At 71.4% G+C, this 26824-nt stretch carries 25 protein-coding genes; 7 read left to right on the forward strand and 18 right to left on the reverse strand.

Features of this window, described 5'->3' with window-relative positions:
• The first annotated feature begins 173 nt into the window (after positions 1–173).
• On the forward strand, positions 174–431 hold the full coding sequence (locus OG219_RS09815; protein ID WP_266467224.1) for a hypothetical protein: 258 nt from the start codon (positions 174–176) through the stop codon (positions 429–431).
• 27 nt (positions 432–458) lie between these two features.
• Here the strand turns inward: OG219_RS09815 and OG219_RS09820 are convergent, their stop codons facing one another.
• The 10 genes from OG219_RS09820 to infC all read right to left on the reverse strand — a co-directional run bounded on the left by OG219_RS09820 (position 459) and on the right by infC (position 11919).
• The gene (locus tag OG219_RS09820) at positions 459–1004 is read right to left on the reverse strand and encodes an NUDIX hydrolase (RefSeq protein WP_266467221.1); all 546 of its coding nucleotides are present in this window, start codon (positions 1002–1004) and stop codon (positions 459–461) included.
• A 98-nt stretch (positions 1005–1102) separates the two neighbouring features.
• Complete coding sequence (locus tag OG219_RS09825) at positions 1103–2443, reverse strand: transcriptional regulator (protein WP_266467219.1); 1341 nt, start codon at positions 2441–2443, stop codon at positions 1103–1105.
• A gap of 364 nt (positions 2444–2807) precedes the next feature.
• Positions 2808–3803, reverse strand: coding sequence for a PP2C family protein-serine/threonine phosphatase (locus OG219_RS09830; RefSeq protein WP_266836047.1), 996 nt, complete (start codon positions 3801–3803; stop codon positions 2808–2810).
• Positions 3804–4270: 467 nt separating this feature from the next.
• Positions 4271–6784 carry a phenylalanine--tRNA ligase subunit beta gene (pheT, locus tag OG219_RS09835; RefSeq protein WP_266824973.1) on the reverse strand — a complete coding sequence of 838 codons (2514 nt, stop codon included), beginning with the start codon at positions 6782–6784 and terminating at the stop codon, positions 4271–4273.
• Complete coding sequence (gene pheS / locus OG219_RS09840) at positions 6784–7908, reverse strand: phenylalanine--tRNA ligase subunit alpha (protein WP_266824975.1); 1125 nt, start codon at positions 7906–7908, stop codon at positions 6784–6786. The genes pheT and pheS overlap by 1 nt, the downstream gene beginning before the upstream one ends.
• 179 nt (positions 7909–8087) lie before the next feature.
• A complete protein-coding gene (locus tag OG219_RS09845; RefSeq protein WP_266824977.1) occupies positions 8088–9311 on the reverse strand; it encodes an ATP-binding protein in 1224 nt (407 codons plus the stop codon).
• Positions 9312–9361: 50 nt separating this feature from the next.
• Positions 9362–10219 carry an RNA methyltransferase gene (locus OG219_RS09850; RefSeq protein WP_266824978.1) on the reverse strand — a complete coding sequence of 286 codons (858 nt, stop codon included), beginning with the start codon at positions 10217–10219 and terminating at the stop codon, positions 9362–9364.
• A 155-nt stretch (positions 10220–10374) separates the two neighbouring features.
• Complete coding sequence (rplT, locus tag OG219_RS09855; RefSeq protein ID WP_266824979.1) at positions 10375–10761, reverse strand: 50S ribosomal protein L20; 387 nt, start codon at positions 10759–10761, stop codon at positions 10375–10377.
• A gap of 110 nt (positions 10762–10871) precedes the next feature.
• On the reverse strand, positions 10872–11066 hold the full coding sequence (gene rpmI, locus OG219_RS09860; RefSeq protein ID WP_019065473.1) for a 50S ribosomal protein L35: 195 nt from the start codon (positions 11064–11066) through the stop codon (positions 10872–10874).
• A 151-nt stretch (positions 11067–11217) separates the two neighbouring features.
• Entirely contained in the window at positions 11218–11919 is a 702-nt protein-coding gene (gene infC / locus OG219_RS09865) for a translation initiation factor IF-3 (protein ID WP_266836048.1), read from the reverse strand.
• Between the two features lie 369 nt (positions 11920–12288).
• On the opposite strand from infC, the gene OG219_RS09870 reads away from it, so the two are divergent.
• Complete coding sequence (locus tag OG219_RS09870) at positions 12289–12645, forward strand: DUF1844 domain-containing protein (protein WP_266824980.1); 357 nt, start codon at positions 12289–12291, stop codon at positions 12643–12645.
• A 16-nt stretch (positions 12646–12661) separates the two neighbouring features.
• Here the strand turns inward: OG219_RS09870 and OG219_RS09875 are convergent, their stop codons facing one another.
• Positions 12662–13393 (reverse strand): SseB family protein, encoded by a 732-nt coding sequence (locus OG219_RS09875; protein WP_266824981.1) that lies wholly within the window; start codon positions 13391–13393, stop codon positions 12662–12664.
• Between the two features lie 149 nt (positions 13394–13542).
• On the opposite strand from OG219_RS09875, the gene OG219_RS09880 reads away from it, so the two are divergent.
• Complete coding sequence (locus OG219_RS09880; RefSeq protein ID WP_266824982.1) at positions 13543–14523, forward strand: serine hydrolase; 981 nt, start codon at positions 13543–13545, stop codon at positions 14521–14523.
• A gap of 9 nt (positions 14524–14532) precedes the next feature.
• Here the strand turns inward: OG219_RS09880 and mycP are convergent, their stop codons facing one another.
• Positions 14533–15750 carry a type VII secretion-associated serine protease mycosin gene (gene mycP, locus OG219_RS09885; RefSeq protein ID WP_266824983.1) on the reverse strand — a complete coding sequence of 406 codons (1218 nt, stop codon included), beginning with the start codon at positions 15748–15750 and terminating at the stop codon, positions 14533–14535.
• On the reverse strand, positions 15747–16859 hold the full coding sequence (locus OG219_RS09890; RefSeq protein WP_266824984.1) for a hypothetical protein: 1113 nt from the start codon (positions 16857–16859) through the stop codon (positions 15747–15749). The genes mycP and OG219_RS09890 overlap by 4 nt, the downstream gene beginning before the upstream one ends.
• A gap of 367 nt (positions 16860–17226) precedes the next feature.
• On the opposite strand from OG219_RS09890, the gene OG219_RS09895 reads away from it, so the two are divergent.
• Together OG219_RS09895 and OG219_RS09900 are read left to right on the forward strand one after the other, a co-directional pair.
• Positions 17227–17388, forward strand: a complete 162-nt coding sequence (locus tag OG219_RS09895) for a hypothetical protein (RefSeq protein ID WP_266824985.1) — start codon at positions 17227–17229, stop codon at positions 17386–17388.
• A 949-nt stretch (positions 17389–18337) separates the two neighbouring features.
• Positions 18338–19540 (forward strand): amino acid deaminase/aldolase, encoded by a 1203-nt coding sequence (locus OG219_RS09900; RefSeq protein WP_266824986.1) that lies wholly within the window; start codon positions 18338–18340, stop codon positions 19538–19540.
• Positions 19541–19552: 12 nt separating this feature from the next.
• Here the strand turns inward: OG219_RS09900 and OG219_RS09905 are convergent, their stop codons facing one another.
• The 4 genes from OG219_RS09905 to OG219_RS09920 are packed head-to-tail and all read right to left on the reverse strand — an operon-like array spanning position 19553 to position 24063.
• Positions 19553–20473, reverse strand: a complete 921-nt coding sequence (locus tag OG219_RS09905) for a DUF2510 domain-containing protein (RefSeq protein ID WP_266824987.1) — start codon at positions 20471–20473, stop codon at positions 19553–19555.
• Positions 20474–20516: 43 nt separating this feature from the next.
• Positions 20517–21308, reverse strand: coding sequence for a 3-oxoacyl-ACP reductase (locus OG219_RS09910; protein WP_266824988.1), 792 nt, complete (start codon positions 21306–21308; stop codon positions 20517–20519).
• Complete coding sequence (locus OG219_RS09915) at positions 21305–22684, reverse strand: aldehyde dehydrogenase (RefSeq protein WP_266824989.1); 1380 nt, start codon at positions 22682–22684, stop codon at positions 21305–21307. The genes OG219_RS09910 and OG219_RS09915 overlap by 4 nt, the downstream gene beginning before the upstream one ends.
• A gap of 8 nt (positions 22685–22692) precedes the next feature.
• A complete protein-coding gene (locus OG219_RS09920; RefSeq protein WP_266824990.1) occupies positions 22693–24063 on the reverse strand; it encodes a glutamine synthetase family protein in 1371 nt (456 codons plus the stop codon).
• A gap of 77 nt (positions 24064–24140) precedes the next feature.
• Here OG219_RS09920 and OG219_RS09925 point away from each other — a divergent pair, with 77 nt between their 5' ends.
• Together OG219_RS09925 and OG219_RS09930 are read left to right on the forward strand one after the other, a co-directional pair.
• Positions 24141–24908, forward strand: a complete 768-nt coding sequence (locus OG219_RS09925; protein WP_266824991.1) for a FadR/GntR family transcriptional regulator — start codon at positions 24141–24143, stop codon at positions 24906–24908.
• A gap of 49 nt (positions 24909–24957) precedes the next feature.
• Complete coding sequence (locus OG219_RS09930) at positions 24958–25638, forward strand: gamma-glutamyl-gamma-aminobutyrate hydrolase family protein (protein ID WP_266824992.1); 681 nt, start codon at positions 24958–24960, stop codon at positions 25636–25638.
• Here the strand turns inward: OG219_RS09930 and OG219_RS09935 are convergent.
• Entirely contained in the window at positions 25607–26569 is a 963-nt protein-coding gene (locus OG219_RS09935) for a phosphotransferase family protein (protein ID WP_266824993.1), read from the reverse strand. The two genes, OG219_RS09930 and OG219_RS09935, sit on opposite strands and share 32 nt — an antisense overlap.
• Between the last annotated feature and the right edge of the window lie 255 nt (positions 26570–26824).

Genomic DNA, 26824 nt, shown 5'->3' on the forward strand with positions numbered 1-26824 from the left:
CAGGCTCACGCGGGCCCGGCACCCATGGGGGTGCCGGGCCCGCGCCATTCACACACCGTGTGTGCGCCGGGCCCGCATATGCCCCTCGCACACGCTCCCCACGCGCCCACCAGGCGAGTTGACTTTCCGTGCGCATGTAAAAGGACGTGACGACTACGGAAAGGAGCGGACTCGTGACCGCCGACCCCGAGCATCCCGTGGCACCAAGGGAACTCGCAGAGTTACGCCGGTCCATCGAGGTGGGACTCACCCGCATCGAGGGCGGACTGGCACTGCTCACTCAGCGCGACGACCAGACCGCCAAGGATCTCGACGACCTGAGCGCACGGGTCGTCGCCCTCGAACACACCCGCTGGCCCCTGCCCACCCTCGCGGCTGTCGCGGCCGTGGGCGCGGTGGCCGTGGCGGTCTGGCAGGCTCTGGGCCACTAGGTTCCTGGACGCCGCGTGGGGGGTGGATCAGGGCAACGCGTCCTGCCCGAGCCTGAGATGGTGCAGAAGGAGCAGTGCGGCAGCCATGTTGGCGGCCGGGACCTCGCCGCGGGCGACCATGTCGGGGACGAGCTTGAGGGGAACCCATTCCCGACGGTCGGACTCGAAGTCGTCCACGGGGTGTCCGATGTACGCGCCTTCATCGGCCCAGAAAATGTGGTGCCGGGCGTCGGTGAGCCCGTTGGAGGGCTCGACGCTCATCAGATGGCGCAGGGGTCCTGGTCGCCAGCCGGTCTCCTCCTCCAGTTCGCGGGCCGCCGCGACGGCGATGTCCTCGCCGTCCTCGACGACGCCCGCCGCGAGCTCCCATCCCCAGCTGTCGGTGATGAAGCGGTGCCGCCACAGGAGCAGCACCTCGTTGGCCGCGTTCACCACGGTGGCCACGGCCACGGGCCGCAGCCGTATCAGAAAGTGATCCAGGTGCCGGCCGTCCGGCAGCTCCACATCTGCGAGATTGACGGTGAACCAGCGATTTGCGTACACAGTTTGTTCGTTCTGTTTCGTCCACTGCACGGTTCTGCCACCTTCCGCCGAGTAGATGGCAATATGGCAGTAGGAGCCTCCTGACAGCAGGCGCACAGCGGCGCACGGTGCTGGGCGGGTTCGGTGTTCTACAGCGGTACGCGCAGTGCGCCGTCGATGAGTTCGGCGGCCTCGGAAGTGCCCGCGCACCCGCTGGCCACCAGATGTTCGCGTACCGCGCGGAGTCTGTCACGCAGCCGCTGGGACTCCATCCCCCGCGCCTGTTCGGCCATTTGAAGTGCGGTGGCGACCGCCTTGTCGGCATTGCCCTGGCGCAGTTCGATCTGGCTGAGCACGGCGAGCCGGTGCACCCGTCCCCGGTCGTGGGCCGGATTGTCGACGGCGGCCACGGCGTGCTCGTCCGCCGCCATCAGGTCGCCGAGGCTGAGCAGCGCCTCCGCCACCTGTACGTTGACCAGGCCCGGCTGGACATAGCCGGTCTCGTCGGGCTCGTAACCGCGCCGGATACGGTCGGCGGCCTGCTCGGCACGCCGGATGCAGGACAGCGCGCTGCTGCCGTCGCCGAGGTGCGCGTACGCCTTGGCCTGCATCGCGTAGAGGTCGGAGGCGAGCGCCGGAGTGATCTGTCGCCCGGCGGCGCGCAGCGCGGCCTCGGCGAAGGCGACGGCCTGCCGGTGCTCACGCATGAACAGCGACTGGTTGACCAGGAGGGCTATGACGTACGCGCCAAGTCCCCTGTCCCCGCTGGCCTTTGCCAGGCGCAGCGCCTGGTGGAAGTAGCGCTGGGCGAGTCCGTGCGCGTCGGAGTCGTAGGCGCAGATGCCCGCGATGGCCACCAACCCGCCGGTCGCACGGTGGAGTTGGCGTCCGGTTGCGTCGGTGTAGCTGCCGCGCAGCAGCGGCGCCGTCTCGGAGTTGAGGAAGCCGACGATCCGGGTGCGGGTCGCGATGCCGCCCGCCTTGCGGTACATCTGCTCGTAGTGGGCGCGGGCCGCGCGGAGCATCTCGATGTCGGCCATGCTCACCTGGTGGCGTCCGCCGCGTGAGACGTCCACGTCCTCGGGCGGGTTCTCCCACTCCCACACGGGCATCACGGCGGGTGTTCCGGTGACGGCCGGCGCGCCGAGGATGTGCGGGCGCTGCTGTTCGTCGGAGCGCCACAGCGCGGTGGCCCGCTCGACGAAACCGGAGAGTGTGGTGCCGTGCGGGGTCGACGGCTCACCGGGTACGCCGAGACCGATGTCGTCGAGCGTGACGGGCCGGTGGAGTCTCCCCGCGAGCACTTCACAGATCAGGTCGGGCACCTGTCCGCGCGGGCGCTGCCCCTTCAACCACCGCGCCACGGCGGTGTGTTCGTACCTGAGCGCGAGACCGCGCGCTCGCCCCGCCTGATTGACGTGAGCGGCGAGCCCCGCATGCGAGATGCCGGCCTCGTCGAGAATCGCGTCGAGCAGAGTGTTGGGCTGCATGGAGGCCCCCCGGGTGACTCGGTGCCGTCAGAGTAGTGCGTCCTGTTTCACACGGGGTGTGAACGGAGTGCTCGTATCCGGGCAGTACGCGCGCTGTCGCAGAGCGTTTCCGGCCGGTTGACTGAATTGCCTCGCAAGAGGCCGGCCGGGCCGCCGGCTCCCCCTCGTACAGTGCGGCGGCCCGCATCCGCGCCGTCCGCCCAGCTGCCTGCCCGACACTCCGTGGCGGGGCGGACGGCGACACTCCGTTGGTTTCGCCGGGTCACTGCGGGTGCTTCGTCGGCTGCGGGCGCGTGGGGGCTTGTCGCGCCCACGCGGCGAAGCCGCATGATGTCACAGCCCCGCGCCCCTGAAAACCCTGCGCTCACGTCACTTGATGGGCCACCGGGTGGGACAGCTGCGCGGGTAACCGTTTGCGGTCGTTGCGCAGTACCAGCAGCGCTATGTCGTCCGCCGGCATCCCGCCCGTGTGGCGCAGGACCTGGGAGAACACCGAGTTCAGCACGGACTGGGGCGAGACCGGCTGGACTTGGACGGCGTCGGTGAGCGCGGCAGGCAGCGGGAAGAACCGGCCCCCTGCGTCACGCGCGTCCTCGACTCCGTCGGTGTGCAGGAAGAGCCCCTCGCCCGGCATCAGTTGACCGCAGCGCACGACGGCCAGCTCGGCCGGGAGCGGGAACGGCCCCAGCGGGGGCAGAGGATCACCGAACGCCAGCCGCGCCACATGACCGCGTACACCGGCCGGTTCGACATGGCTGCGCAGCAGATACGGCCACGGGTGACCGCAGTTGAGGGCGTACACCTCGCCGTCGCGGCGGATCTCCAGGAGCAGCAGGGTGACGAACTCCTCGGCGACCGGGCTGTCGGGGTCGAGGCCGGACGAGGGGTGCTCGGCACGGGCCCGCTCACGCAGATGCCGGGCCAGCGCACGCTCAAGTCTCCTGAGGACGCAGCCGAGTTCGGGCTCGTCGTGCACGGCCTCACGAAAACTGCCGAGGACGGCGGCGACGGTTCCGATGGCGCCGATACCGTGCCCGCGGACGTCGCCCATCACGACCCGTACACCGTGCTCGGTGGCGATCACCTCGTACAGATCACCGCCGACGCTCGCGCCGCGGTCCGCGGAGAGCTGTGCCGCGGCGACGTTCAGCCCGTCGATCCGCGGGGGCAGCGGCCGCAGCAGCACGCTCTGGGCGGCGCCCGCGACCTCCCGGATCTGCCGGAGCTCCCGCAGCAGCGCCGTTCTGACGTGGAGTATCAGCCCGGTGCCGACCGCGAAGAAGACGGCGCAGGTGGCCATCCGGGCACCGAACCCGTTCTGCTGCGCGAGCGGACAGGCCAGCTTGTACGTGATCGCCATCGCGCCCCAGACGGTGGGCAGCCCCAGGCTGAGCACCCGCCGCAGCGGTTTCCGGTCGGCCCGCCGGACCGCCCGGCCCAGACCGATCCGGAGGCCACGCCTCCTGCCCGGTCGCCGTCTTCCTCCGCGCACCGCGCGGGCCAGCACCCGCGCATGCGTACGGGGCGTTGCCCTGCAGGGTGCCCCACCAGCCTTGATACGGATCATGCCGATTGGCCCCCCAATAGGCCCTGACAGCACAGACGGCCTCCACGAGGCCGGTCCGATTCTGTCGACCGCATGCCCCGATCGGGCCAGATCGCCCGGACTTGTCACCCGAATGAGTGAGGAGTCTTCGGACACATGCATTTATGCATGTGAGCGCAGGGGGAAACGCGCCCCGAAAGGGGCGCGGGGAACTGCGCGGCCGGCCACGGACGACCCGCAGCCGACAAACACCCCGCAGTTCCCCGGTACTTCAAGCGGAGCTAGCTCCGCAACACCGCCCCGGTCCGCTCGCCCGCGAGGGCAACCGCCGCGTCGCGAGCCTCGGAGGCCTCGTCGACGGTCAGCGTGCGGTCGGCGGCACGGAACCGCAGCGCGTACGCCAGGGACTTCTTGCCCTCGCCGAGCTGCTCGCTGTTCTCGTAGACGTCGAACAGCCGGATGGACTCGAGGAGTTCACCCGCGCCCTCGCGCAGCGCCGCCTCGACGTCCGCGTGGTGCACCGACTCGTCGACGACCAGGGCGACGTCCTGCGTGGCGACCGGGAATCCGGAGATCCGCGGCGCCTGCAGGGCACCGGTGCCGGCCTGCTCCAGGCGGTCGAGGTCGAGCTCCATCGCGCCGGTGCGTGCGGGCAGGTTCAGCGCCTTCAGCACACGCGGGTGCAGCTCGCCCGCGTGCCCGACGACCCGCTCCTCCCCGTCGATCACCACGGCGAGCTCGGCGCAGCGGCCCGGGTGCCAGGGTCCGTACTGCCCCTGGCGGACGATCAGTTCGACGCCCACCTCACCGGCGACGGTCCGCGCGGCCTGGACCGCGTCGGCCCAGTCGGCCGGGCGGCCCTTGCCCCACCAGCCGGCCTGTTCACGGGCACCGGCGAGCACCACACCCACATGCCGGGGCTGGACGGGAAGGACGGCGGTCAGCGCCGCGATCTCCTCGTCGGTGGGACGGCGGTCGACGGGCAGCCGCACGGCGACCCGCTGCTCCTCGCGCGGGTGGAAGACCAGGCCGGTCTCGAACAGCGCCAGGTCGTGCGAGCCCCGGCCGTCGTTGCGGCGCAGCGCACCGAGCAGCCCCGGCAGCAGCGAGGTGCGCAGCGCGGGCTCCTCGTCGGAGAGCGGGTTGACCAGCTTGACCACCCGGCGGTTCGGGTCGTCCGCCGCCAGGCCGAGCTGGTCGAAGACTCCCTCGCTGACGAACGGGTAGCTCAGCGCCTCGACGTAACCGGCCCCGGCCAGGGCGCGGCCGACACGGCGATGCAGCCGCTGGCGCTCGGTCAGGCCGCGGCCCGCAGGGGGCCTGGGCAGCGTGGAGGGCAGGTTCTCGTAGCCCTCCAGGCGGATGACCTCCTCCGCGAGGTCGTTCGGCGCCGCCAGGTCGGGCCGCCAGGACGGCACGGTGACGATCAGCTCGTCCTGCCCGTAGACGTCGCAGCCGACCTGCTGGAGACGGCGTACGACGGTCTCGCGGCCGTAGTCGACACCGGCCACCTTGTCCGGGTGGTTCGCCGGAGCGGTGATGGTGTGCGGCGCGGACGGGGCAATGACCTCGGTGACCCCGGCGTCGGCGGTGCCGCCCGCGAGGAGGACCAGGAGGTCGACGGTGCGCTGGGCCGCGGCGGAGGCGGCCTCGGGGTCGACACCGCGCTCGAAGCGCTTGGACGCCTCGGAGGACAGCTTGTGACGGCGCGCGGTGCGGGCGATGGAGACCGGGTCGAAGTGCGCGGCCTCGATCACGACATCGTTGGTGGCGCGCTCGGTGTCGTCGTGGTCGGCGATCTCCGTGTTGGCGCCTCCCATCACGCCCGCGAGGCCGATGGGACCGCGGTCGTCGGTGATCATCAGGTCCTCGGCGTCGAGGACCCGCTTGGCACCGTCGAGCGTGGTGAGCTTCTCGCCCTGCGCCGCCCGGCGCACACCGATCGTTCCCTGGATGAGGGAGCGGTCGTACGCGTGCAGGGGCTGGCCGACCTCCAGCATCACGTAGTTCGTGACGTCGACGGCGAGCGAGATGGGGCGCATCCCGGCCTTCTGCAGCCGGCGCTGCAGCCAGATCGGGGAGCGTGCCTCGTTGGAGAGTCCCGTGACGGTGCGCGCCGTGAAGCGGTCGCAGCCGGCCGGCTCGGAGACCTGTACCGGGTAGCCGAACGCGTTCGGGGCGGGTACGTCCAGGAGCGCCGGGTCGCGCAGCGGCAGCCCGTACGCGATGGCCATCTCGCGGGCGATGCCGCGCAGCGACAGGCAGTCGCCGCGGTTGGCGGTGACGGCGATGTCGAGGACCTCGTCCACGAGCTCCAGGAGCTCGATGGCGTCGGTGCCGACCTCGTGCTCGGGCGGCAGCACGATGATGCCGTGCGAACCGTCGTCGCCCATGCCCAGCTCGTCGCCGGAGCAGATCATGCCGTGCGAGGTCTTGCCGTACGTCTTGCGCGCGGCGATCGCGAAGTCGCCGGGCAGCACGGCGCCCGGGAGGACCACGACGACCTTGTCGCCGACGGCGAAGTTGCGGGCGCCGCAGACGATCTCCTGGGGCTCACCGGTGCCGTTGGCCTGGCCGACGTCGACGGTGCAGAAGCGGATGGGCTTCTTGAAGCCCTCCAGCTCCTCGATGGTCAGTACCCGGCCGACGACGAGGGGGCCCTTGAGGCCCGCGCCGAGCTGCTCGACGGTCTCGACCTCGAGGCCTGCCGAAATGAGCTTGGCCTGGACGTCGCGCCCGGTCTCCGTCGCCGGCAGGTCGACGTACTCCCGCAGCCAAGAAAGCGGGACCCGCATCAGATCTCCATCCCGAACGGCCGGGTGAACCGGACGTCACCCTCGACCATGTCTCGCATGTCATCGACGTTGTGGCGGAACATCAGCATCCGCTCGATGCCGAACCCGAAGGCGAATCCGCTGTACTTCTCGGGGTCGACGCCCGCGGCGACCAGCACACGGGGGTTGACCATCCCGCAGCCGCCGAGCTCGATCCAGCCCTCGGAGGAGCAGGTGCGGCAGGGCCGGTCGGGGTTGCCGACGGACTCGCCGCGGCAGACGTAGCACACCATGTCCATCTCGGCGGACGGCTCGGTGAACGGGAAGAAGTTCGGGCGCAGCCGGGTCTTCATGTCCGGGCCGAAGAGCGCCTGGACCATGTGGTCGAGGGTGCCCTTGAGGTCGGCCATGGTCAGGCCCTCGTCGATGGCGAGCAGCTCGACCTGCATGAAGACGGGGGTGTGCGTGGCGTCCAGCTCGTCGGAGCGGTAGACGCGGCCCGGGCAGATCACGTAGACGGGCGGCTCGCGGTCGAGCATCGAGCGGATCTGCACCGGTGAGGTGTGGGTCCGCAGGACGATGTTCGACTCCTCTTCGTGGCCCTTGGGGCCCTGCACGAAGAAGGTGTCCTGCATACCGCGCGCCGGGTGGTCCGGGCCGATGTTCAGGGCGTCGAAGTTGAACCACTCGGCCTCGACCTCGGGGCCCTCGGCGACCTCGTAGCCCATGGCCACGAAGACGTCCTCGATACGCTCCGAAAGCGTGGTCAGCGGGTGCCGGGCGCCGGCCGGTACACGGTCGTACGGCAGTGTGACGTCCACTGCCTCCTCGACCAGTACACGGGCGTCGCGGTCGGCCTCCAGCTCGGTCTGGCGGGTGGCGAGGGCCTTGTTCACCGCGCCGCGGGCCTGGCCGACGAGCTTGCCGGCGGAGGCCTTGGCGTGCGGGGGCAGGGCGCCGATCTCGCGGTTGGCGAGGGCCAGCGGGGAGGTGCCGCCGGTGTGGGCGACCTTGGCCTCCTGGAGTGCGTCGAGGTCACCGGCGGCCGCGAAGGCGGCGAGCGCCTCGTCCCGCATGCGCTCGATCTCTTCCGGTTTCAAGGCCTCGACCTCTACTGGGTCGTACGACTTATTCGGTGCCGACATCTCTTCCCGTGCTTCCGGTTGGCTGGCGGATGGTCCCCGTCCCGACTCGGGGGACGCCTTGTCCCTGGAACGGGGACGCAAAGGTGCCAAAGGCCGAGTCTAACGGGGGTGGGGCCCTGTCCCGGACGGGTGTCCGCGCGAGGCCCCGGTACGAATGCGCCCGTGGGGCCTCTTCGGCGTCAGAGCAGATACGCCGGTGTGCCCACGGGCAACGTAAATCGGAATTCGGCGCCGCCGCCGGGGGCGCGGCCGACCGTGATGGTGCCGCCGTGGGCCTCGACGATGCCCTTGACGATGTAGAGCCCGAGGCCCGTCCCGCCGCGCTTGCTGCCCCGCCAGAAGCGGGTGAAGACGCGGTTCATGGACTCCTCCGGGATGCCGGTGCCCTCGTCGCTCACGGTGACCGACGTCGCGGCGTTCGCCGCGTCCTCCCGGTCCTCCCGCTCACGCGGGGACGCCGAGGGCGTGACCTCGATGGTGACGGTTCCCTCGCCGTGGCGCACCGCATTTTCGATCAGGTTGCTGAGCACCTGGTCGACCTTGTCGGGGTCGGCCCACAGGGCGGGCAGCGGATGCTCGATGCGCACCAGGAAGCGGTCGGCCGACTGGCCGGAGGCGACGTAGGCCTGGATGTGGCGGCCGACGGCGGCACCCATGTCGACGGGCTGGCGGCGCACTTCGAGCCGCCCGGAGTCGATCCGCGAGATGTCGAGCAGCTCGGCGATGAGCCGGGTGACCCGGTTGGCGTCGGCGTCGACGGTCTCCAGCATGAGTTTCTTCTGGTCGTCGGTGAAGCGTTCCCACTTGGCCAGCAGGGTGGCCGTGAAGCCCTTGACGGAGGTGAGCGGCGAGCGCAGTTCGTGCGCGACGGTGGCGATCAGCTCGGCGTGGCTGCGCTCGGTGCGGCGGCGGGCCTCGGTGTCGCGCAGGGAGACGACGACACGGCGGATCGGGCCGGTCGGGTGCGTGCGCACGTACCGCGCGGAGACGAGCACTTCGCGCCCGCCGGGGAGCAGCAGATTCCGCTCGGGCTGTCCGACACGGATGGCGAGACCGCCGTACGGGTCGGTGACCTGCCACCACCTGCGGCCCTCCAGGTCCTCTAACGGGAGGGCCCATTCGAGCGGGCGTCCGAGGGCGTCGGCGGCGGACACGGCGGCGATGCGGGCGGCGGCGGCGTTGAAGCAGATCACGCGGCCGCGCTCGTCGGCGACGACGAGTCCGTCGGGGAGGTCGTCGGGGCCGATGCCGAGTCCGGCTCCGGGGCCTGCTTCGAGTTCGGCTCCCTGCTCGGCTTCCCGGTCGGCTCCGAGTCCGGCGGCGTCACCGCGCCGGGACGCGGGCGTACCGCGCACGTCCCGTGCTCGCGGCGCCTTCTGCGCACCGCTCGTGCCGACACTCATCCCCGTACCCCACCTCTCGTCCGGCAGTGGGCCCCGAGCAGGTCACCCTACTAGCTCTGGGTGACGGAACGGCACCCTCCGGAGGCGCGCTGTGCACGCGCGGACGCGTAGAGACATACGGCCGCGGCGGTCGCGAGGTTCAGGCTTTCGGCTTTTCCGTGGATGGGTACGCGCACGACGGCGTCCGCCAGCGCACGCGTCTCCTCCGGAAGCCCCCACGCCTCGTTCCCGAACACCCAGGCGGTCGGCCCGCCCATCGTCCCCTTGTCCAGCTCGTCGTCGAGGTCGTCCTCCCCGGCGCCGTCGGCGGCGAGGATCCGCACACCGGCGTCCTTGAGCCCCTGCACGGCACGCTCGACGGGCACACCGACGGCGACGGGCAGATGGAACAGGGAACCCACCGAGGCCCGTACGGCCTTGGGGTTGTACAGATCCACGGACGCGTCGGTGAGTACGACGGCCTCGGCACCGGCGGCATCGGCGCACCGCAGCACGGTGCCGGCGTTCCCGGGGTCGCGCACATGCGCGAGTACGGCGACGAGCTTGGGCCGCGCCCCGAGGATCTCCTCGAAGGGGGTGTCCAGGAAGCGGCAGATGCCGACAAGACCCTGCGGCGTGACGGTCGTCGAGATGTCGGCGATCACGTCCTCGGCGGCGAAGTGCACCCGCGCGCCGGCGTCCAGAGCGTCCTCGACGATGTCGGCGTACCGCTCCCCCGCCTCGACCGTCGCGAACAGTTCCACGAGGGTGGCCGTCCCGTCGGGACGGTGCGCCGCCGCTTCCCGCACGGCCTGCGGTCCCTCCGCGAGGAACAGCCGGTCCTTCCCCCGGAAATTCCGCTTGCCGAGCCGCCGGGCGGCGGAGACCCGGGGCGACTTGGGGGAGATCAGTTCAGGGGCGGCAACCATGCGACTCACCTTTGGGGAGGGGGACCTCAGGGGCGCGGGGAACTGCGCGAGCAACCCACCACCACCGGCAGACGGAGGACAACGGACGGCGACAGACGCAACCGGACCCGTAGGCCGAGGGCCTACGGGTCCGGTTGACCGGCTCGACGCACGGATCAGGCGGCAGCCTTGGGCGCGTTGACGTCCGACGGCAGCGCCTTCTGGGCGACCTCGACGAGCGCGGCGAACGCGTTGGCGTCGTTGACGGCCAGCTCCGCGAGGATCTTGCGGTCGACCTCGATGTTGGCCGCGTTCAGACCCTGGATGAAGCGGTTGTAGGTGATGCCGTTGGCGCGGGCAGCGGCGTTGATGCGCTGGATCCACAGCCGACGGAAGTCGCCCTTGCGCTTCTTGCGGTCGTTGTAGTTGTAGACCAGGGAGTGGGTGACCTGCTCCTTGGCCTTGCGGTACAGACGCGAGCGCTGACCGCGGTAGCCGCTGGCGGCTTCGAGGATCGCCCGGCGCTTCTTGTGGGCGTTGACTGCCCGCTTGACGCGTGCCACTTGTTAACTCCTTGTAGCGGGGCCGTGGTTGGACTCACACGGCCCGAAATCGATGGGGTCCCGGTCCAGACGTACGGCGCGCGGCGATCGAATGATCAGGCGCCGGTACGTCACTTGCCGAGAAGCTTCTTGATCTTCTTGGCGTCGCCCGGGGCCATCTCGGCGTTGCCGGTGAGGCGACGCGTCACTCGGGACGACTTGTGCTCGAGCAGGTGGCGCTTGCCGGCGCGCTCACGGAGCACCTTGCCGGAGCCGGTGATCTTGAAGCGCTTGCTGGCACCGCTGTGCGACTTGTTCTTCGGCATAGCGCCGTTCTCTCCTCGTCAGTGGCGTTCCGGTGCCCGGTCGTGAAACCGGGCACGGTGGAACGTCATATGTATCGGTTGACATCCCTGGACTGGTGTCCCTGGACTCCCCGGACTCTCGTCCTGGGCTCCCGGGGCCTTCGCCCTGGGATCAGGCCTCGGCTGATGCCTCGGCCGGAGCCTCGGCGGTCTCGGCGTCGACGTCGTCCACCTCGGGAAGGTCGTCGCCCGTGTGATTCTGCGACTTGCCCGGGTTGGCCTTCGCTTCCGCCTTGCGAGCCGCCTGGGCCTCACGGGCCTCGGCCATCGCCTCGGTCTTCTTCTTGTGCGGACCGAGAACCATGATCATGTTCCGGCCGTCCTGCTTCGGATTCGACTCGATGAACCCGAGGTCCTCGACGTCCGTTGCCAGACGCTGCAGCAGTCGGTAGCCGAGCTCCGGCCTGGACTGCTCGCGACCACGGAACATGATCGTGATCTTGACCTTGTCGCCCTGCTTGAGGAACCGGACGACGTGACCCTTTTTGGTGTCGTAGTCGTGCGGGTCGATCTTCGGCCGGAGCTTCATTTCCTTGATGACCGTGTGCGCCTGGTTCTTGCGCGCCTCACGGGCCTTCATGGCCGACTCGTACTTGAACTTCCCGTAGTCCATGAGCTTGCAGACGGGCGGACGAGCGCTCGCCGCCACCTCGACCAGGTCGAGGTCGTACTCCTGCGCAAGCTCCAGGGCCTTGGCAAGCGGAACAATCCCGACCTGCTCGCCGCTGGGACCGACAAGTCGCACCTCGGGAACGCGAATCCGGTCGTTGATGCGGGGCTCGGTGCTGATGGATCCTCCTCGGTAGCACCACACGGCGGTCTGGCGGACAGCCGTGTATGTCTCTGATGACATTTGGACCAACCGACGCGGGGCATGAAAAATGCCCCGGACGGGACACAGGCGGGGCTCCAAGGATTACCGGAGCACCGCCGCGGTGATCCGCGGGGCGCACATCGGGCGACTCCATCGTCCGTACGGAACGATGGTGACCGCCTGACCGGGTGACCCGCCGTCCCGGAGGACGGTCAGGTGGGAGATCGGAGCCTCCACTTGTGGGCCGGGCACGCTACATGTTTCTGGGCGCGTCCGACCGGTCGTTACACAAGGTTAGCAGCTTGGCCCGATAAGGGCTAACCGAGGCCAACTGGGGACGGCCCCCGCCCGGGACCTATCGTGTGGGGTATGAGTGACACCCCTCCCCAGACGCCCGACTACGACACCATGACCCGCGACATCGCCGAGGTCCCCGCAGTCGAGGTGATCGTAACGGTCGCCGTCAACCTGATGAGCGCCGCCGCGGTGAAGCTCGGCCTCACCGACGAGGGCGACGAGTACAAGGACCTGGACGAGGCCCGCAAGCTGGTGCACGCGCTGGCCGGGCTGCTCGACGCGAGCGCGACCGAGATCAGCTCCTTCCACGCGGCCCCGCTGCGCGACGGCCTCAAGTCGCTCCAGCTGGCGTTCCGCGAGGCGTCGATCGTCCCGGACGAGCCGGGCCAGGGCCCCGGCGAGAAGTACACGGGCCCGATCTACGGCTGACCCCTCTTGCTGACGCTTACTGACGTACGTACAAGGGCTCGCCCGGCGGCGTCGCCCCGGCCGGCAGGATCGCCAGGTCGAGGCCGCGCACCAGGCGGGCCCTCAGTGTCTCGTCGGCCGCCAGCCGTTCGGCGATCGCGCGGGCGGCCTCGGCCGGGACAGCGGACGGGTCCAGTACGAGGGCCAGGGTGCCGTCCGCCTGCCCCGGGCCGAGATGAGCGCTGAGTACGGCGGACTCGGCGGCGACGGCCGCGCGTACCGCTCCGGTCACGGCCGGGTCGGCGAGGGGATCCGTGTTGGTACGCCCTTCGGCGAGTGCGAGCAGCGCGGGTCCTGTCAGTTCGTAGGGCACCGGACCCGCCAGGTCGAGGACGAGGGTGTCGGCCTTCTCGTGCGCGGCGGCCTGCAGGGCCTGGTGCAGGGGTACGGCGACGGGGCGGGCCTCGGGATCCCAGCGGGCCAGTGACTCGGTGGACGTGAAGGCGGGCAGCGCGGTGCGGTTGCCTGCCTTCAGGGTCGGAACCGCCATGTCGCTGGTCTTCTCGTGGCGCAGCCCGTTCGCGTCCTCCTCGAACTCGCCGAGGACGGCGACGACGGGCACGAGCAGCCGGGCGCCCTTGAGCGCCTCCAGGACCGGCCCCACCGCGGTGCGGTCCTCGGCCCAGGCGGTGAGCGCAGCGCTCAGCCGGGGATCGGCGGAGCCGTCGTCGTCGGAGAAGCCGGGGTCGGGAATGTTCTTGTTCGCCACGATCCCCGACCCTATCGGGGGGATGCTGCTGCGCTTGTGCGGCCCCGGAAACCTTGACTTGACAGGTCTCATGGGATTCTCATCCATCCATGACGCACATTTCACACGCGTCTAACCACGGACACAGGCCGGGCGCCCAGCATCGCGGGATGGACCGTCACAGAGCCAGTCGACGCCGTGCCCGCCCGTCCGGGCGCAGGCCCCTCGTCTACGCCGCGGTTGCCTCGGTCGTGCTCGTGTGCGGCACGGCTGCCGGGGCCGTATATGTGAAGGCCCAGGCGCACGACGGCCAGGACTTCGTATCGTCGTCCGCTGCGCCCTCGGCGACGCCGAGTGTCAGCGAGGAGGCATCGGTGGAACCCGTCACAGCGCCCGAGGTGGACCGGGACGCGCTGCTCGCCGAGGCGATGAAGTCCGTGACGGTCCAGGACGGCGCGAAGATCTCGGTGGCGGTCCTCGACGTCGACTCCGGCGAGAGCGCCTCGTACGGCGAGGGGGCCTTCGACACGGCGAGCATCGTCAAGGTCGACATCCTGGCCACCCTCCTGCTCCAGGCGCAGGACGCGGACCAGGAGCTGACGGCGTCGGAGAAGGCGAACGCCACCCTGATGATCGAGAACAGCGACAACACGGCCGCGACCGCCCTGTGGGACGCGATCGGACGGTCGGACGGCCTCGACACCGCGAACAAGAGCTTCGGGCTGACCGGGACGGCGGGCGGGGACGGCGCGCTGTGGGGGCTGACGCAGACCACGGCGGCCGATCAACTCACCTTGTTGCAGCAGGTGTTCGGAGACGACTCGAAACTCAGCGAGACCTCGCGGACGTACATTCAGGGGCTCATGGGTGAGATAGCCGTCGATCAGCAGTGGGGGGTGTCGGCGGCGGCCGACGGTTCCGAGTGGGCCCTGAAGAACGGGTGGCTGGCACGCAGCACGACCGGTCTGTGGGACATCAACAGCATCGGGCGGGTCACCGCCGACGGCCACGACTACCTGGTCGCGGTGCTGTCGAACGGCACCACGACCAAGACGACGGGGATGACGCTGGTCGAGGGGGCGGCGAAGGCGGCGGTGTCGGCGTTCCAGGACACGACCGCCGACACCGTTACGGCCACGGCCACCGGCTAGTTCCTACGGTCAGAAGGCGCCGTGTTCGCGCGGATGCCTGCGGCCCCGCCACAGGACGACCGCCGCGGCCAGCAGGGCCGCGCCGAGGCCGCCGGCGAGTGGGCCCGCCCAGCCGGCGGTGTCCGTGTCGTCCTCGGGGGTGTCCGGGCCCGGTCCGAAGTACTCCTGGCCGTACGCCGCCTGCAGCCCCTCGGGCTTGAGCTTGCCGCCCTGCTTGATGGCGGCCGCGGGGTCGACGAAGCCGTAGCCGCGGGAGTCGTCGCGGCCGCCGGTGGGAGAGTTGCGGGCCGTGTCCTCCAGGAGCTGCTTGATCTGGGCCGGGGACAGGCCGGGGTGGGCCGCCTTGATGAGTGCGACCGCGCCGGAGACGAACGCGGAGGCCGCGCTCGTGCCCCAGCCTTCGTAGTACTGCTCGTCCGGGTCCGCGATGACGACGTCGACGCCGGGGGCGCTGACGGTGGCGTACCAGCGGCGGGTGGAGAACGAGGCGCGGGTGCCGTTGTCGTCGACGGCGGTCGCGGCGATCACGCCCGGGTATGCCGCCGGGTAGGAGATGTGGTCGCCCTTCTCGCCGCCGTTGCCGGCCGAGGCGACGACGACGGCGCCCTTCTTCAGGGCGTACTGGACGGCCTCGTCCTCGGCGGGTTCGGGGTGGGCGGACGCCGAGTCGTCGCCCAGGGAGAGGTTGATGACGTCGGCGCCGTGGTCGGCGGCCCAGCGGATGCCCTCGGCGAGGGCGTTGCCGCGGGTGTTGCGGGCCTTCGTACGGGAGGAGTCGCCGTCTTCGAGGATGACCCGGACGGGGAGGATCTTGGCCTCGGGGGCTATGCCCATGACGCCGTCGGCGTCGTCGTAGCCGTGTCCGTGGCCGGCGATGATCCCCGCCATGGCGGTCCCGTGCCGGGCCCACGCCCGGTCTCCGCGGGTCGCTCCGAAGCCGATCATGTCCTTGCCGGTGAGGACGTTGCCCTCCAGGTCGGGGTGCTGGTCGTCGACGCCGGTGTCGAGGACTGCGACGGTGATCCCCTCACCCTTGGTGGTCCGCCAGGCCTCCTGGGTGTGCATCGCGTCGAGGGCCCACTGCTGGGCGCGTATGCCGTCGGCGTGCGCGGCGGTCGAGGGGACCAGCGCGAGGGAGGCGGCCAGCAGGACGCTGAGGACGCCGGCCCTGCGGATGCCGAGGCCCGCCGTCCTCCGAGCGCTGACGCGGTCGGCCCTGCGGGTCATGACGGCTTCTCCGTGGCCGAGGTGACCGTCTTGCGGAAGCCTCGCTCTACGCGGTCGGCGAGGCCCTGGGCGTCATGGCCGAGGCCGGCCTGTGCCGGGGCGGTGGTCGCGCCGGACTTCATGGCGTCCTGGGCGGGCTGCGGGTCGGTGACGGCGCGGCCGTCGGCGAAGCCGGAGACGGCGTAGACGACGACGGGGGCGTCGGTGAGGACCGACACCGTCCAGGAGGCGCGCTGGTCGTCGCCGAAGCCGGCCGCGACGGTGCCCTCGGCGGCGTACGGGCGGGGCATCAGGTCGGTGCGGCTGTCCAGGCCCTCTTTCTGGAAGCGGGTCCTGAGGGCGGTCATGGCCGTGGCGTCCGCCTTGGTGAACAGCAGGCCGACCGTGGTGACGAGGCTCCGGGTCGCGTCCGTGTACGTGGCGCGCAGCAGCCGCAGGCAGCCCACCGGCGCGAGGGCCTTGCGCAGGAGGGGGTCGAAGGCGTCCGCGCAGCCGGTGTCCGGGGCGACGGCCACCCGCGTCCACGTGCGGTCGGCGCCGCCGGGTCCCGCGCCCTCGCCCTGCACGGTGGGCGGGAAGAGCTGGTCCACGGGCACGCTGTGCCAGAGCTCCCCGGCGGCCGCGAACTCGCTCCGCGCGTCGGTGCCGGCCGAGCTGTCCCCGGTCAGCCAACTTCCCGTCACCGCGCCGCCGATGAGGCCCAGCCCCAGCACGACACAGGCCGCGGCTGCCAGGGTCCTGGGCCGGCTGCGTCCGCTGCGGGGGCGTACGCGCACGGAGTCGTCGTACGTCTCCGGCCGGCCGAAGGACACGAACGGGCGCTCCACGGCCGGGGTTTCCGACGGGGGTGCGGGGGCCGGGGGCGGTGCGGGTGCCTCGGCCGGGACGGGCCGCAGCCGCCTGGTCGTCTCCGAGGGGCCCTCCGCGGGCACGGTGGTACGCCGGTCGCCGGGCGCCGGGGGCGCGTCGGGGAACCGTGCGGAGGCCGGCGGCGGGGGTGGGGGCACGGGGCCGGGCCGCGGACCGGGGAAGCGCAGGGTCTCCTCCTCGCGGCGCGGGGCCGCACCGGGCGACTGTGCCGGGGCACGCGGCGCGTCCGGAGTCGGCACCTCCGCATCTGTGGAGAAATCGAAGAAGTCGAACGAACGGGGCGGCGACGGTACGCGGGGAGCGCGCGCGGTATCTGACGACCCCGGGTTCTGGTCGCCCTCCCGGGGCCCCGATCCACGCTGGGGCGGAGTGGACCCGACGCCGTTCCCCGCCGAGGGCGGGCCCATCGGGCGGGGCGGACGAGTCGACGGGACGCCGCCCGCCGGAGGCGTCTGCGGACGCGACGGGGCTCCGCCCGGTATCGGGGGCATCGGGGGCCGTCCCCCCGGTGCCGGGGCCTTGGTGCGTGACGGCGGCAGGGCCTCTCCGGTCGCAGCGGGCCCTCCTGACGGAGGAACCGCGCCTGGCGCAGGGCCCCGTTCCGGCATGGAGGGGCGACCCGACGACGAGGGCTGGGCGGACGAGGGTCTGCCCGACGATGAGGGCTGGGGCGACGACGGGCGCCCCGGCGACGAAGGCTGGGACGACGACGAAGGCCGCCCCGGCGCAGAAGGCTGCGACGAGGGCCGCCTCGGCGTCGAAAGCTGATCCGGCGTCGAACGCCGTCCCGGGGTGGAGGGCTGGGCCGGAGGCCGCAGCCGGTCCGAAGGGGACGACTGGTCGGACGTCGGCAGTTGTCCGGCCGTCGGAGGCTGATCCGGCATCGGCGAACGGCCCGGCCTCGAAGGCTGGGCCGGGGTTCGCGGCCAGTCCGAAGACGACGGCTGATCCGGCGTCGGAGCCTGGGCCGGTGGCGGCACATGACCTGGCCTCGAAGACTGCGCCGAGGATCGCGGCCAGTCCGAAGACGACGGCTCATCCGCCGTCGGAACCTGGGCCGGAGCCGACACACGACCCGACCTCGAAGACTGCGCCGGAGATCGCGACCAGTCCGAAGACGACGGGTGATCCGGCGTCGGCAGTTGTCCGGTGGTCGGAGGCTGAGCCGGCATCGGCGAACGGGCCGGGCTCGAAGACTGGGCCGGAGGCCGCGGCCAGTCCGAAAGCGACGGCTCATCCGGCGTCGGTGGCTGTCCGGTGGTCGGAGGCTGGGGCGGTGTCGGCGAATGGCCCGGTCTCGGAGGCTGGGGCGGAGCCTGCGGGCCGTCCGGGGATGGCGGCTGGTCCGGGTGGGGCGGGGTGGCCGGGCGGGGAGGGGCCGGTGGGCGTGGGGGAATTGAGGCGCGGCGCGCTTCCGTGCTCATGCACCCCCCGTTTCCTCGTACCCGGGCCGTCGGCTCGCCTCGGAGCTCTTCCGGGACCTTGCAGTTGTTGCGAGCGGGGAGAGCGTCCGTTCGGGTCGCCCGCCACGGGCACGCATACCCGCGCCGGGGGGCCGTCACCCCGGGCGCACCCCGCCCGGGCAAGGTCGTTCCTCCCTGCGTGCGCGTCACTCTACGGGTTGACGCAGGCCTGGCGGGAACCAGTCCGCCGGCCCGGGGCATCTGCCCGGATCGTCCCCCTACCCTGCGGTAATCCTGTCTGGCAGGCTTCGGTCATGACTGCCCGCGCCGCAGACCGGGCCCGCTACGACCGGGCCACCACTCACCTCGACGCCCCTGTCGCGATCGTGGATCTGGAGGCCTTCGACGCGAACGCGGACGATCTCGTCCGCAGGGCCGGCGGCAAGCCGGTCCGTGTCGCCAGCAAATCCGTGCGCTGCCGCGCCCTGCTCGAACGCGTCCTGGCCCGGGACGGCTTCGCGGGGATCATGTCCTTCACGCTCGCCGAGTCGATCTGGCTGGCCCGCTCCGGCTTCGACGACATCCTGCTCGCCTACCCGTCCGCCGACACCAAGGGCTTCGCCGAGCTGGCCTCCGACCCCAAGCTCGCCGCCGCCGTGACCGTGATGGTCGACGACCCGGCCCAGCTCCACTTCATCGACGAGGCACGCCAGGGCGGCACCGAAGTCGTGCGCGTCTGCCTGGAGTTGGACACCTCCCTCCAACTGCTCGGCGGGCGGGTCCGGGTCGGCGCCCTCCGCTCACCGCTCCGCTCCCCCGCCCAACTCGCCGAGATGGCCCGCGCGGTGACCCGGCGGCCCGGGTTCAAGCTCGTGGGGATCATGGCGTACGAGGGTCACATCGCCGGTGTCGGGGACGCGGTCGACGGGCGGCCCTTCCGCTCGCGTGCCGTCCGCCTGATGCAGGCCACCGCCCGCAAGGAGCTCGTCCAGCGGCGCGCCGAAGTCGTCCGTGCCGTACGGGCCGTGGAGCCGGACCTGGAGTTCGTGAACGGCGGCGGCACCGGCAGCGTGCAGCACACGGCGGCCGAGGACGCGGTCACGGAGATCGCGGCGGGGTCGGGGCTGTACGTGCCGCGGCTCTTCGACAACTACACCTCGTTCAGCGGGCGTCCGGCCGCGCTGTTCGCCCAGCCCGTCGTCCGCCGGCCGGGCGTCGGGATCGTGACGGTGCTGGGCGGCGGCTATCCGGCGTCGGGTGCCGCGGGTCCCGACCGGCTGCCGGTTCCCTATCTCCCGGAGGGGCTGAGGTACGACCCCCAGGAGGGTCCCGGCGAGGTGCAGACTCCGCTGATCGGCGCCCCCGCGGACGACCTGCTCATCGGCGACAAGGTGTGGTTCCGGCACGCCAAGGCCGGGGAACTGTGCGAGCGGTTCGACACGCTCCACCTGGTGGCCGGCGACTCGGTGACGGCGGCCGTCCCGACGTACCGCGGGGAGGGGCACACCTTCCTCTGACGTCCGTGGCGTCTACGGGGACGCGCCGATGCTGCTGCCCACACCCCCACCGGTGTCCGCGTCGCCCACCGGCCGGATCCCCTTGGTGATCCTGTCCATGTCGGACAGCGGCGGCCCGTCCTCGCCCGCGTCGAAGGCGAACCTGACGATGACCAGCGCCTGGGAGCCCGTGCTGGACGGGAACGCCAGCGACTGGACGTAACCCCCGGGTCCCGCGACGGTCTTGACCCGCCAGCGCACGAGGTAGCCGGCCCGCCCGGCGACGGCGACCGGACCCGCCTTCACCTGCTGGTGCGAGTCGATGCCGTTGTAGGGGCGCCGGTTGACGAGGTCGCGGTCGTACGCGCTGTCCGCCGCGTCCTCGATGTCCTGCTTGGCGAGGACCTCCGGGGACTTCTCGTCGTTCCCGGTGACCGTGCGCGAGGCGACCCGGCCGCGGCGGCACAGACCGGGGTCGCCGGGGCAGTCGTACGTGCCCGGCGTGGTCATCACGACATCGTCCTCGACGACGTTCTTCGGTCTCGCCCAGCCGTCGGGCAACGGAAGTGTGATGCCGTTGAGTTCGTCCACGACGACCGTCGGATCGTCGGCCCCGGAATCGTCGGTCTGCGGCTCGGAAGGGGGCACGGTGGTCGGCGCAAATGTCGGCGTGATCGTCGGCGTGGTGTTCACGGCCGCGTCGCCGGTGTCGTCGCTCCGGGTGAGGATCACGGCGCCGGTGACGATCGAGGTGACCAGGACGGCTCCGGCGACGACGAGGGCGACGGCCTTGGCGCGGCCGGAGCTCCCTGCGGGGAACTCCGGCCGCGCCAACGGCTGTTGGGGTACTTGGGGCTCGCGCCGGTGGTCGGTCCACGCGGTCCCGTCCCACCAGCGCTCGACGAGCGGGTACGACGGGTCGCGGTACCAGCCGGGCGGAGGCGTGCTGCTCATCCCGGCACTCTAGGACGTACGTCGAAGATCAGTACACGGTGTCCTACAGGGGCGTGACGTACGCGCCCGAGATTCCGCCGTCCACCAGGAAGTCGCTGGCGTTGACGAACGAGGAGTCGTCGCTGGCGAGGAACGCGACCGCCGCGGCGATCTCGTCCGCCTCCGCGAACCGGCCGACCGGGATGTGCACGAGGCGGCGTGCGGCCCGCTCGGGGTCCTTGGCGAACAGCTCTCGCAGCAGCGGGGTGTTGACCGGTCCGGGGCAGAGGGCGTTGACCCGGATGCCCTCCCTCGCGAACTGCACGCCCAGTTCACGGGACATGGCCAGCACACCGCCCTTGGAGGCCGTGTACGAGATCTGCGAGGTCGCCGCGCCCATCCGGGCCACGAAGGACGCCGTGTTGATGATGGAGCCCTTGCCCTGACGCCGCATGTAGGGGATCGCGGCCTTGCAGCACAGGTAGACGGAGGTGAGGTTGACGTCCTGGACGCGCTTCCAGGCCTCCAGGCCGGTTTCCAGGATGGAGTCGTCGTCGGGCGGCGAGATGCCCGCGTTGTTGAAGGCGATGTCGACCGAACCGTAGGTGTCGTACGCCGTCTTGAAGAGCGCCTCGACCTGTTCGGGGTCGGTGACGTCGACCTTGACGAAGATCCCGCCGACCTCCTCGGCGGCCGCCTTGCCGCCCGTCTCGTCGATGTCGCCGCAGACGACATGGGCGCCCTCGGAGGCGAGCCGGTGCGCGGTGGCGAGACCGATGCCGCTGCCGGCGCCGGTGATGACGGCGGTACGGCCGACGAGGCGGCGGCAGATGATGTCCGGGGTCGATGCGGTCACTGTGCGGGGCCCTCCGTGCTGATGAAGACGTTCTTGGTTTCGGTGAAGGCGGTGAGGGCGTCCGGGCCGAGTTCGCGGCCGATCCCCGACTGCTTGAAGCCGCCGAAGGGGGTCCAGTAGCGGACGCTGGAGTGGGAGTTGACGGACAGGTTCCCGGCGCGGACGGCTCCCGAGACGCGCAGGGCGCGGCCGACGTCACGGGTCCAGATGGAGCCGGACAGGCCGTACTCGGTGGCGTTGGCGAGCCGGATCGCGTCCGCCTCGTCGTCGAAGGGGAGGACGACGGCGACCGGCCCGAAGACCTCCTCGACGGCCACGCGCGCGTGGGGCTCGACGTCGGTGAGGACGGTGGGCGGGAACCAGAAGCCCGGGCCCTCGGGGGCCTTGCCGTGGATGCCCGGCGCGTCGGCGGCGACGTACGAACGCACGCGTTCCAGTTGGACCCCGGAGATCAGCGGGCCCATCTGGGTCCGCTCGTCGGCGGGGTCGCCGACGACGACGGACTCGACGGCGGGGGCGAGGAGTTCGAGGAAGCGGTCGTACGCGGAGCGCTGGACGAGGATGCGGGTGCGGGCGCAGCAGTCCTGGCCGGAGTTGTCGAGGAAGGCCATGGGAGCCGCAGCGGCGGCGGCATCGATGTCGGCGTCGGCGAAGACGATGTTGGGGCTCTTGCCGCCGAGTTCGAGGGTGACGCGCTTGAGGAGGGCCGAACCCTTTGCCAACACCTGTTTACCGACGGCCGTTGAGCCGGTGAAGACGATCTTCGCGACGCCAGGGTGTTCGACGAGCGCGTTGCCCGCGACGGGGCCGGCACCCGGGACCACCTGGAAGAGGTCCTCGGGAAGGCCGGCCTCCAGGGCGAGTTCGGCCAGTCGCAGCGCGGTCAGAGGTGTCGTCTCGGCGGGCTTGAGGATGACGGCGTTGCCGGCGGCGAGCGCCGGGGCGGTGCCCCACGCGGCGATCGGCAGGGGGAAGTTCCACGGGGCGATGATCCCGACGACGCCGAGCGGTTCGAGGATCGTGATGTCCAGGCCGCCGGAGACCGGGATCTGGCGGCCGGTCAGCCGCTCCACTCCCCCGGCCGCGTAGTCGAGCAGATCACGGACGTTGCCCACTTCCCAGCGGGCGTTGCCGATCACGTGTCCGGCCTCGCGGACCTCAAGCAGGGCGAGTTCTTCAAGGTGTTCGTCGACGACGACGGCGAAGCGGCGCAGCAGCCGGGCCCGCTCCCCGGGAGCCAGAGCGGCCCACCGGACCTGAGCCCTTCCCGCCCGTACGACGGCGGCGTCGACGTCCTCCACCGTGGCGCCCGGGACGGTGGCGATGACCTCCTCGGTCGCCGGGTTGAGGACATCGAGTTCGTGCAGCTGCGACAAGTTCGGCCTCACAGACGTTCGAAGGAGCGGCGCAGCTCCCAGTCGGTCACCGCGGCGTCGAAGGCGTTCAGCTCGACGCGCGCCATGTTGCGGTAGTGCGCAACCACCTCGTCGCCGAAGGCGGCCCGGGCGACGGAGCTGTTCTCCCAGAGCTCGGCCGCCTCGTGCAGGGTGGTGGGGACGTGCTCGTACCCGGCGGTGTACGCGTTGCCCGCGCAGGCCTCCGGCAGCTCCAGCTTCTGCTCGATGCCGTGCAGACCGGCCGCGACGAGTCCGGCGACGGCCAGGTGCGGGTTGACGTCACCGCCGGGGAGCCGGTTCTCGAAGCGCATCGAGCGGCCGTGGCCGACGACTCGGAGGGCGCAGGTGCGGTTGTCGTAGCCCCAGGCGACGGCGGTCGGGGCGAAGGAGCCCGGCTGGAACCGCTTGTAGGAGTTGATGTTCGGGGCGTAGAGGAGCGAGAAGTCGCGGAGTGCGGCGAGCTGCCCGGCGAGGAAGTGCCGCATGATCTCCGACATGCCGCCCGGGTCGTCGGAGGAGCCGGCCATCACATTGGTGCCGTGCTTGTTGGCGAGCGAGAGGTGGATGTGACAGGAGTTGCCCTCGCGCTCGTTGTACTTCGCCATGAAGGTGAGCGAGACGCCCTCCTGGGAGGCGATCTCCTTGGCGCCGGTCTTGTAGACGGCGTGCTGGTCGCAGGTGACGAGGGCCTCGTCGTACTTGAAGGCGATCTCGTGCTGGCCAGGGTTGCACTCACCCTTGGCGGACTCGACGACGAGGCCCGCGGCCTGCATGTCGTTGCGGATGCGGCGCAGGAGCGGCTCGATCCGTCCCGTCCCAAGGACCGAGTAGTCGATGTTGTACTGGTTCGCCGGGGTGAGGTCGCGGTAGTGCGCGTCCCAGGCCTGCTCGTAGGTGTCCTTGAAGACGATGAACTCGAGTTCCGTGCCGACCTGCGCGGTGAGGCCGAGCTCGGCGAGGCGGTCGAGCTGGCGGCGCAGGATCTGGCGGGGCGCGGCCACCACCGGGGAGCCGTCGTTCCAGGCGAGGTCGGCGATGAGCAGGGCCGTACCCTCGTTCCAGGGCACCCGGCGCAGCGTGCTCAGGTCGGGGTGCATGGCGAAGTCGCCGTATCCCCGCTCCCAGGAGGACATCTCGTACCCGTCGACCGTGTTCATCTCGGTGTCGACGGCCAGGAGGTAGTTGCAGCCCTCCGTGCCGTGTTCGAGGACCTCGTCGAGGAAGAAGCGAGCGGCGAACCGCTTGCCCTGGAGCCGGCCCTGCATGTCGGGGAAGGCCAGGACGACGGTGTCGATCTCGCCGCCCGCGACGAGGGCGTGCAACTCCTCGACGGTGAGCGGGGGTGTGCGGTCTGCCACCGGAAAAGCCTCCTTGGGTCAGCCGAGAGTCATAAGGTATTGCTGAGAACCATTGCTTGGGAAGGGGGCACGACCAGATGACGCAGGCGGGTCCTGAGGGCGCTCCGGGCGGCGTGGGCGGCGGTCCGGCGGGCCTGGACGACCGGCTCACGCCGGTGCTGCGGCCGGTGCGGGCGGGCAACGGTTTCGAGGAGGCGCTGGAGCAGATCCTCCAGGTCGTCCGGCTCGGCCTGGTGCCGGGCGGCGAACGGCTGCCCGCCGAGCGGGAGTTGGCGGAGCGGCTCGGGATCAGCCGGGTGACGCTGCGCGAGGTGCTGAAGGTGCTGCAGGACCAGGGGCTGGTCGAGTCGCGGCGCGGCCGGTACGGCGGCACGTTCGTGCTGCCGAGGGCCGACGCGCCCGGCGAGCACGAGCTGCGGCGCCGGTTCGCCGAGGTCGACATCGAAGACGTGCTGCGCTTCCGCGAGGTCCTCGAGGTGGGCGCGGCGGGCCTGTGCGCGGCCCACGGCCTGGACGACGAGCAGGCCGACCGGCTGCGCGAGGCGCTCGCCCGCACGCACGACGCTCCGCTGGCCGACTACCGCCGCCTGGACACCATGCTCCACCTCACCCTCGCCGAACTGTGCGGCTCCCCCTCGCTCACCGCCCAGTACGCGGCCGTACGCGCCTCCGTGAACGACCTCCTCGACTGCATCCCGCTCCTGGTACGCAACCTGGAGCACTCCCAGCGGCAGCACATCGCGCTGGTCGAGGCGGTACTCGACGGGGACGCGGACGGGGCGCGGGAGATGATGCGGGAGCACTGTTCGGGGACGGCGGCGCTGCTGCGGGGGTTCCTGACGTGAGGCCGCCGGAAAGGTATCGGGGCGTTCCATTGAGCTCGAAGGAGGCGGCGTGGACAGGCCGTTGATCGGTGTGAGTACGTATCTGGACTCCAAGGCGCGCTGGGGCGTCTGGGAGCTGGAGGCGGCGTTGCTGCCGGTCGGCTATCCGCGGCTCGTGCAGCGGGCAGGCGGGCTCGCCGTGATGCTGCCGCCGGACGATCCGGCGTACGCGGCGGCGGCAGTCGCCCGCCTCGACGCGGTGGTCGTCGCGGGCGGGCCTGACGTCGATCCCGCACGCTACGGCGCCGAGCGCTCCCCCCGCACCGGGCCCCCCGCGCCGGAGCGCGACGCCTGGGAACTCGCCCTGATCGAAGCCGCGCTGGCCTCCGGCACCCCGCTCCTCGGCATCTGCCGGGGCATGCAGCTCCTGAACGTCGCCCTCGGCGGCACGCTCGTCCAGCACCTCGACGGGCATGTGAAGGACGTCGGGGTGTTCGGGCGCCATGACGTGACCCCGGTGCCCGGCAGTCTGTACGCCGGTGTCGCGCCGGAACCGACCGCCGTGCCGACCTACCACCACCAGGCGGTGGACCGTCTCGGCGCCGGCCTGCTGCCTTCTGCGCACGCGCTGGACGGGACGGTCGAAGCCATTGAACTCGCCTCCCCCGCCTGGGTGCTGGGGGTCCAGTGGCATCCCGAGATGGGTGAGGATCTGCGGGTCATGCGTGCGTTGGTCCAAGCCGCTTCCTGAGCCACTCCAGGGCCGCGTCGCCCTGAGCGCGCTGGAAGGGGCGCAGGGTCGGCAGGCCCGGGGGCGGAGGCTGCCGGGAGTGCTGGACGAAGAAGCCGGCCAGGCCCGCCAGGGTGGCCGTGACGCCCTCGGGGTCGGCGTCCCTGCCCAGCGGGTGGGCGGTGAAAACCTCTTCCGGGTCCGGGCCGCCCTGGGCACGGACGCACGGCAGCATCACCAGCAGGTCGAACCAGGGCGCGGCCCTCATGGCGTGCGGCCAGTCGACGAAGACCACGCGCCGGTCTTCCGTGAGGAGCAGGTTGTCCGCGCGGAGATCGCTGTGCGCGAGGGTGTCGCCCGCGGCGAAGTCGCCCCAGGGGGCGGAGAGTTCGGCCAGCTCTCGCAGATGACCCGCGGTCCACGGGTCGAGGCCCTCGCCGGTGTCGCCCTCGTCGGCCATGCGCTGCCAGCCGCGGAACGAGTCCGCCATGGCTTCCGTCACTCTTGGCGCGTCCACCGGTGACGGTGTGAGCCTGCGGCTCAGGTCGCCCACGGCGTCGAGGACCAGCCTCAACTCGGGCTCTCGCCAGGGGACATGCGGCTGGCGTCCCTCCACGTCCTCGAAGACGAGGGCTACCCAGGTGCCGTCGTCGTAGCCGCCGAGGAGGCGGGGCGCGGGGGTGCCCGGTGGCAGCGCGGCGGCGTTTCTCGCCTCCCTGCGGTGGAGTTCGGGGCTGTGGGGGTTCGTGTCGGCGCTGACCGCCTTCACGAACGCGCGGTGGCCGTTCGCCGCGGTGACGCGGGCGGCTACGCCGGGTGAGAAGCCGCCGTGCTGGGTGACCGCCTCGGTCACCGGGGCGCCGAGCACCTGCGCGACTGCGTCGCGGACGGGGTGGGGTAGGTCTCCCCACGGGGTGCGGACGCCTGCGGCGGGCGGGGCGGTCGGGGTCATGTCCCGCATGGTGCGGGGGGCGAATCGGGTTGCGCCAGCGGTTTTTCGCCCCCTCCGCCCCTTCCCGTCCCTTGTTCCTGGGGGGCTGCCGCCCCCAGACCCCCGCATCGCGCTGACGCGCTCGTCCTCAAACGCCGGACGGGCTGAAAGATCTACCCCGGCCGGGGCGAAAGATTTCAGCTCCGGCCGGGGAGAGATTCAGCCCTCCGGCGTTTGAGGAGCGGGGGTTTGGGGGCGGAGCCCCCAAGTGACGGG

This window comes from Streptomyces sp. NBC_00038, from assembly GCF_026343635.1.
Lineage (GTDB): Bacteria > Actinomycetota > Actinomycetes > Streptomycetales > Streptomycetaceae > Streptomyces.

What these genes read in the sequence shown, in the direction of transcription:
- OG219_RS09895 (WP_266824985.1), top strand. Translation starts at nt 17,227, where the DNA reads ATGGAGGGGCGACCCGACGACGAGGGCTGGGCGGACGAGGGTCTGCCC.
- mycP (WP_266824983.1), bottom strand. Translation starts at nt 15,750, where the DNA reads ATGACCCGCAGGGCCGACCGCGTCAGCGCTCGGAGGACGGCGGGCCTC.
- OG219_RS09830 (WP_266836047.1), bottom strand. Translation starts at nt 3,803, where the DNA reads ATGGCGATCACGTACAAGCTGGCCTGTCCGCTCGCGCAGCAGAACGGG.
- OG219_RS09825 (WP_266467219.1), bottom strand. Translation starts at nt 2,443, where the DNA reads ATGCAGCCCAACACTCTGCTCGACGCGATTCTCGACGAGGCCGGCATC.
- pheS (WP_266824975.1), bottom strand. Translation starts at nt 7,908, where the DNA reads ATGTCGGCACCGAATAAGTCGTACGACCCAGTAGAGGTCGAGGCCTTG.
- OG219_RS09850 (WP_266824978.1), bottom strand. Translation starts at nt 10,219, where the DNA reads ATGGTTGCCGCCCCTGAACTGATCTCCCCCAAGTCGCCCCGGGTCTCC.
- OG219_RS09925 (WP_266824991.1), top strand. Translation starts at nt 24,141, where the DNA reads ATGACGCAGGCGGGTCCTGAGGGCGCTCCGGGCGGCGTGGGCGGCGGT.
- OG219_RS09905 (WP_266824987.1), bottom strand. Translation starts at nt 20,473, where the DNA reads ATGAGCAGCACGCCTCCGCCCGGCTGGTACCGCGACCCGTCGTACCCG.
- OG219_RS09935 (WP_266824993.1), bottom strand. Translation starts at nt 26,569, where the DNA reads ATGACCCCGACCGCCCCGCCCGCCGCAGGCGTCCGCACCCCGTGGGGA.
- OG219_RS09880 (WP_266824982.1), top strand. Translation starts at nt 13,543, where the DNA reads ATGGACCGTCACAGAGCCAGTCGACGCCGTGCCCGCCCGTCCGGGCGC.
- OG219_RS09870 (WP_266824980.1), top strand. Translation starts at nt 12,289, where the DNA reads ATGAGTGACACCCCTCCCCAGACGCCCGACTACGACACCATGACCCGC.
- OG219_RS09900 (WP_266824986.1), top strand. Translation starts at nt 18,338, where the DNA reads ATGACTGCCCGCGCCGCAGACCGGGCCCGCTACGACCGGGCCACCACT.
- pheT (WP_266824973.1), bottom strand. Translation starts at nt 6,784, where the DNA reads ATGCGGGTCCCGCTTTCTTGGCTGCGGGAGTACGTCGACCTGCCGGCG.
- OG219_RS09845 (WP_266824977.1), bottom strand. Translation starts at nt 9,311, where the DNA reads ATGAGTGTCGGCACGAGCGGTGCGCAGAAGGCGCCGCGAGCACGGGAC.
- rpmI (WP_019065473.1), bottom strand. Translation starts at nt 11,066, where the DNA reads ATGCCGAAGAACAAGTCGCACAGCGGTGCCAGCAAGCGCTTCAAGATC.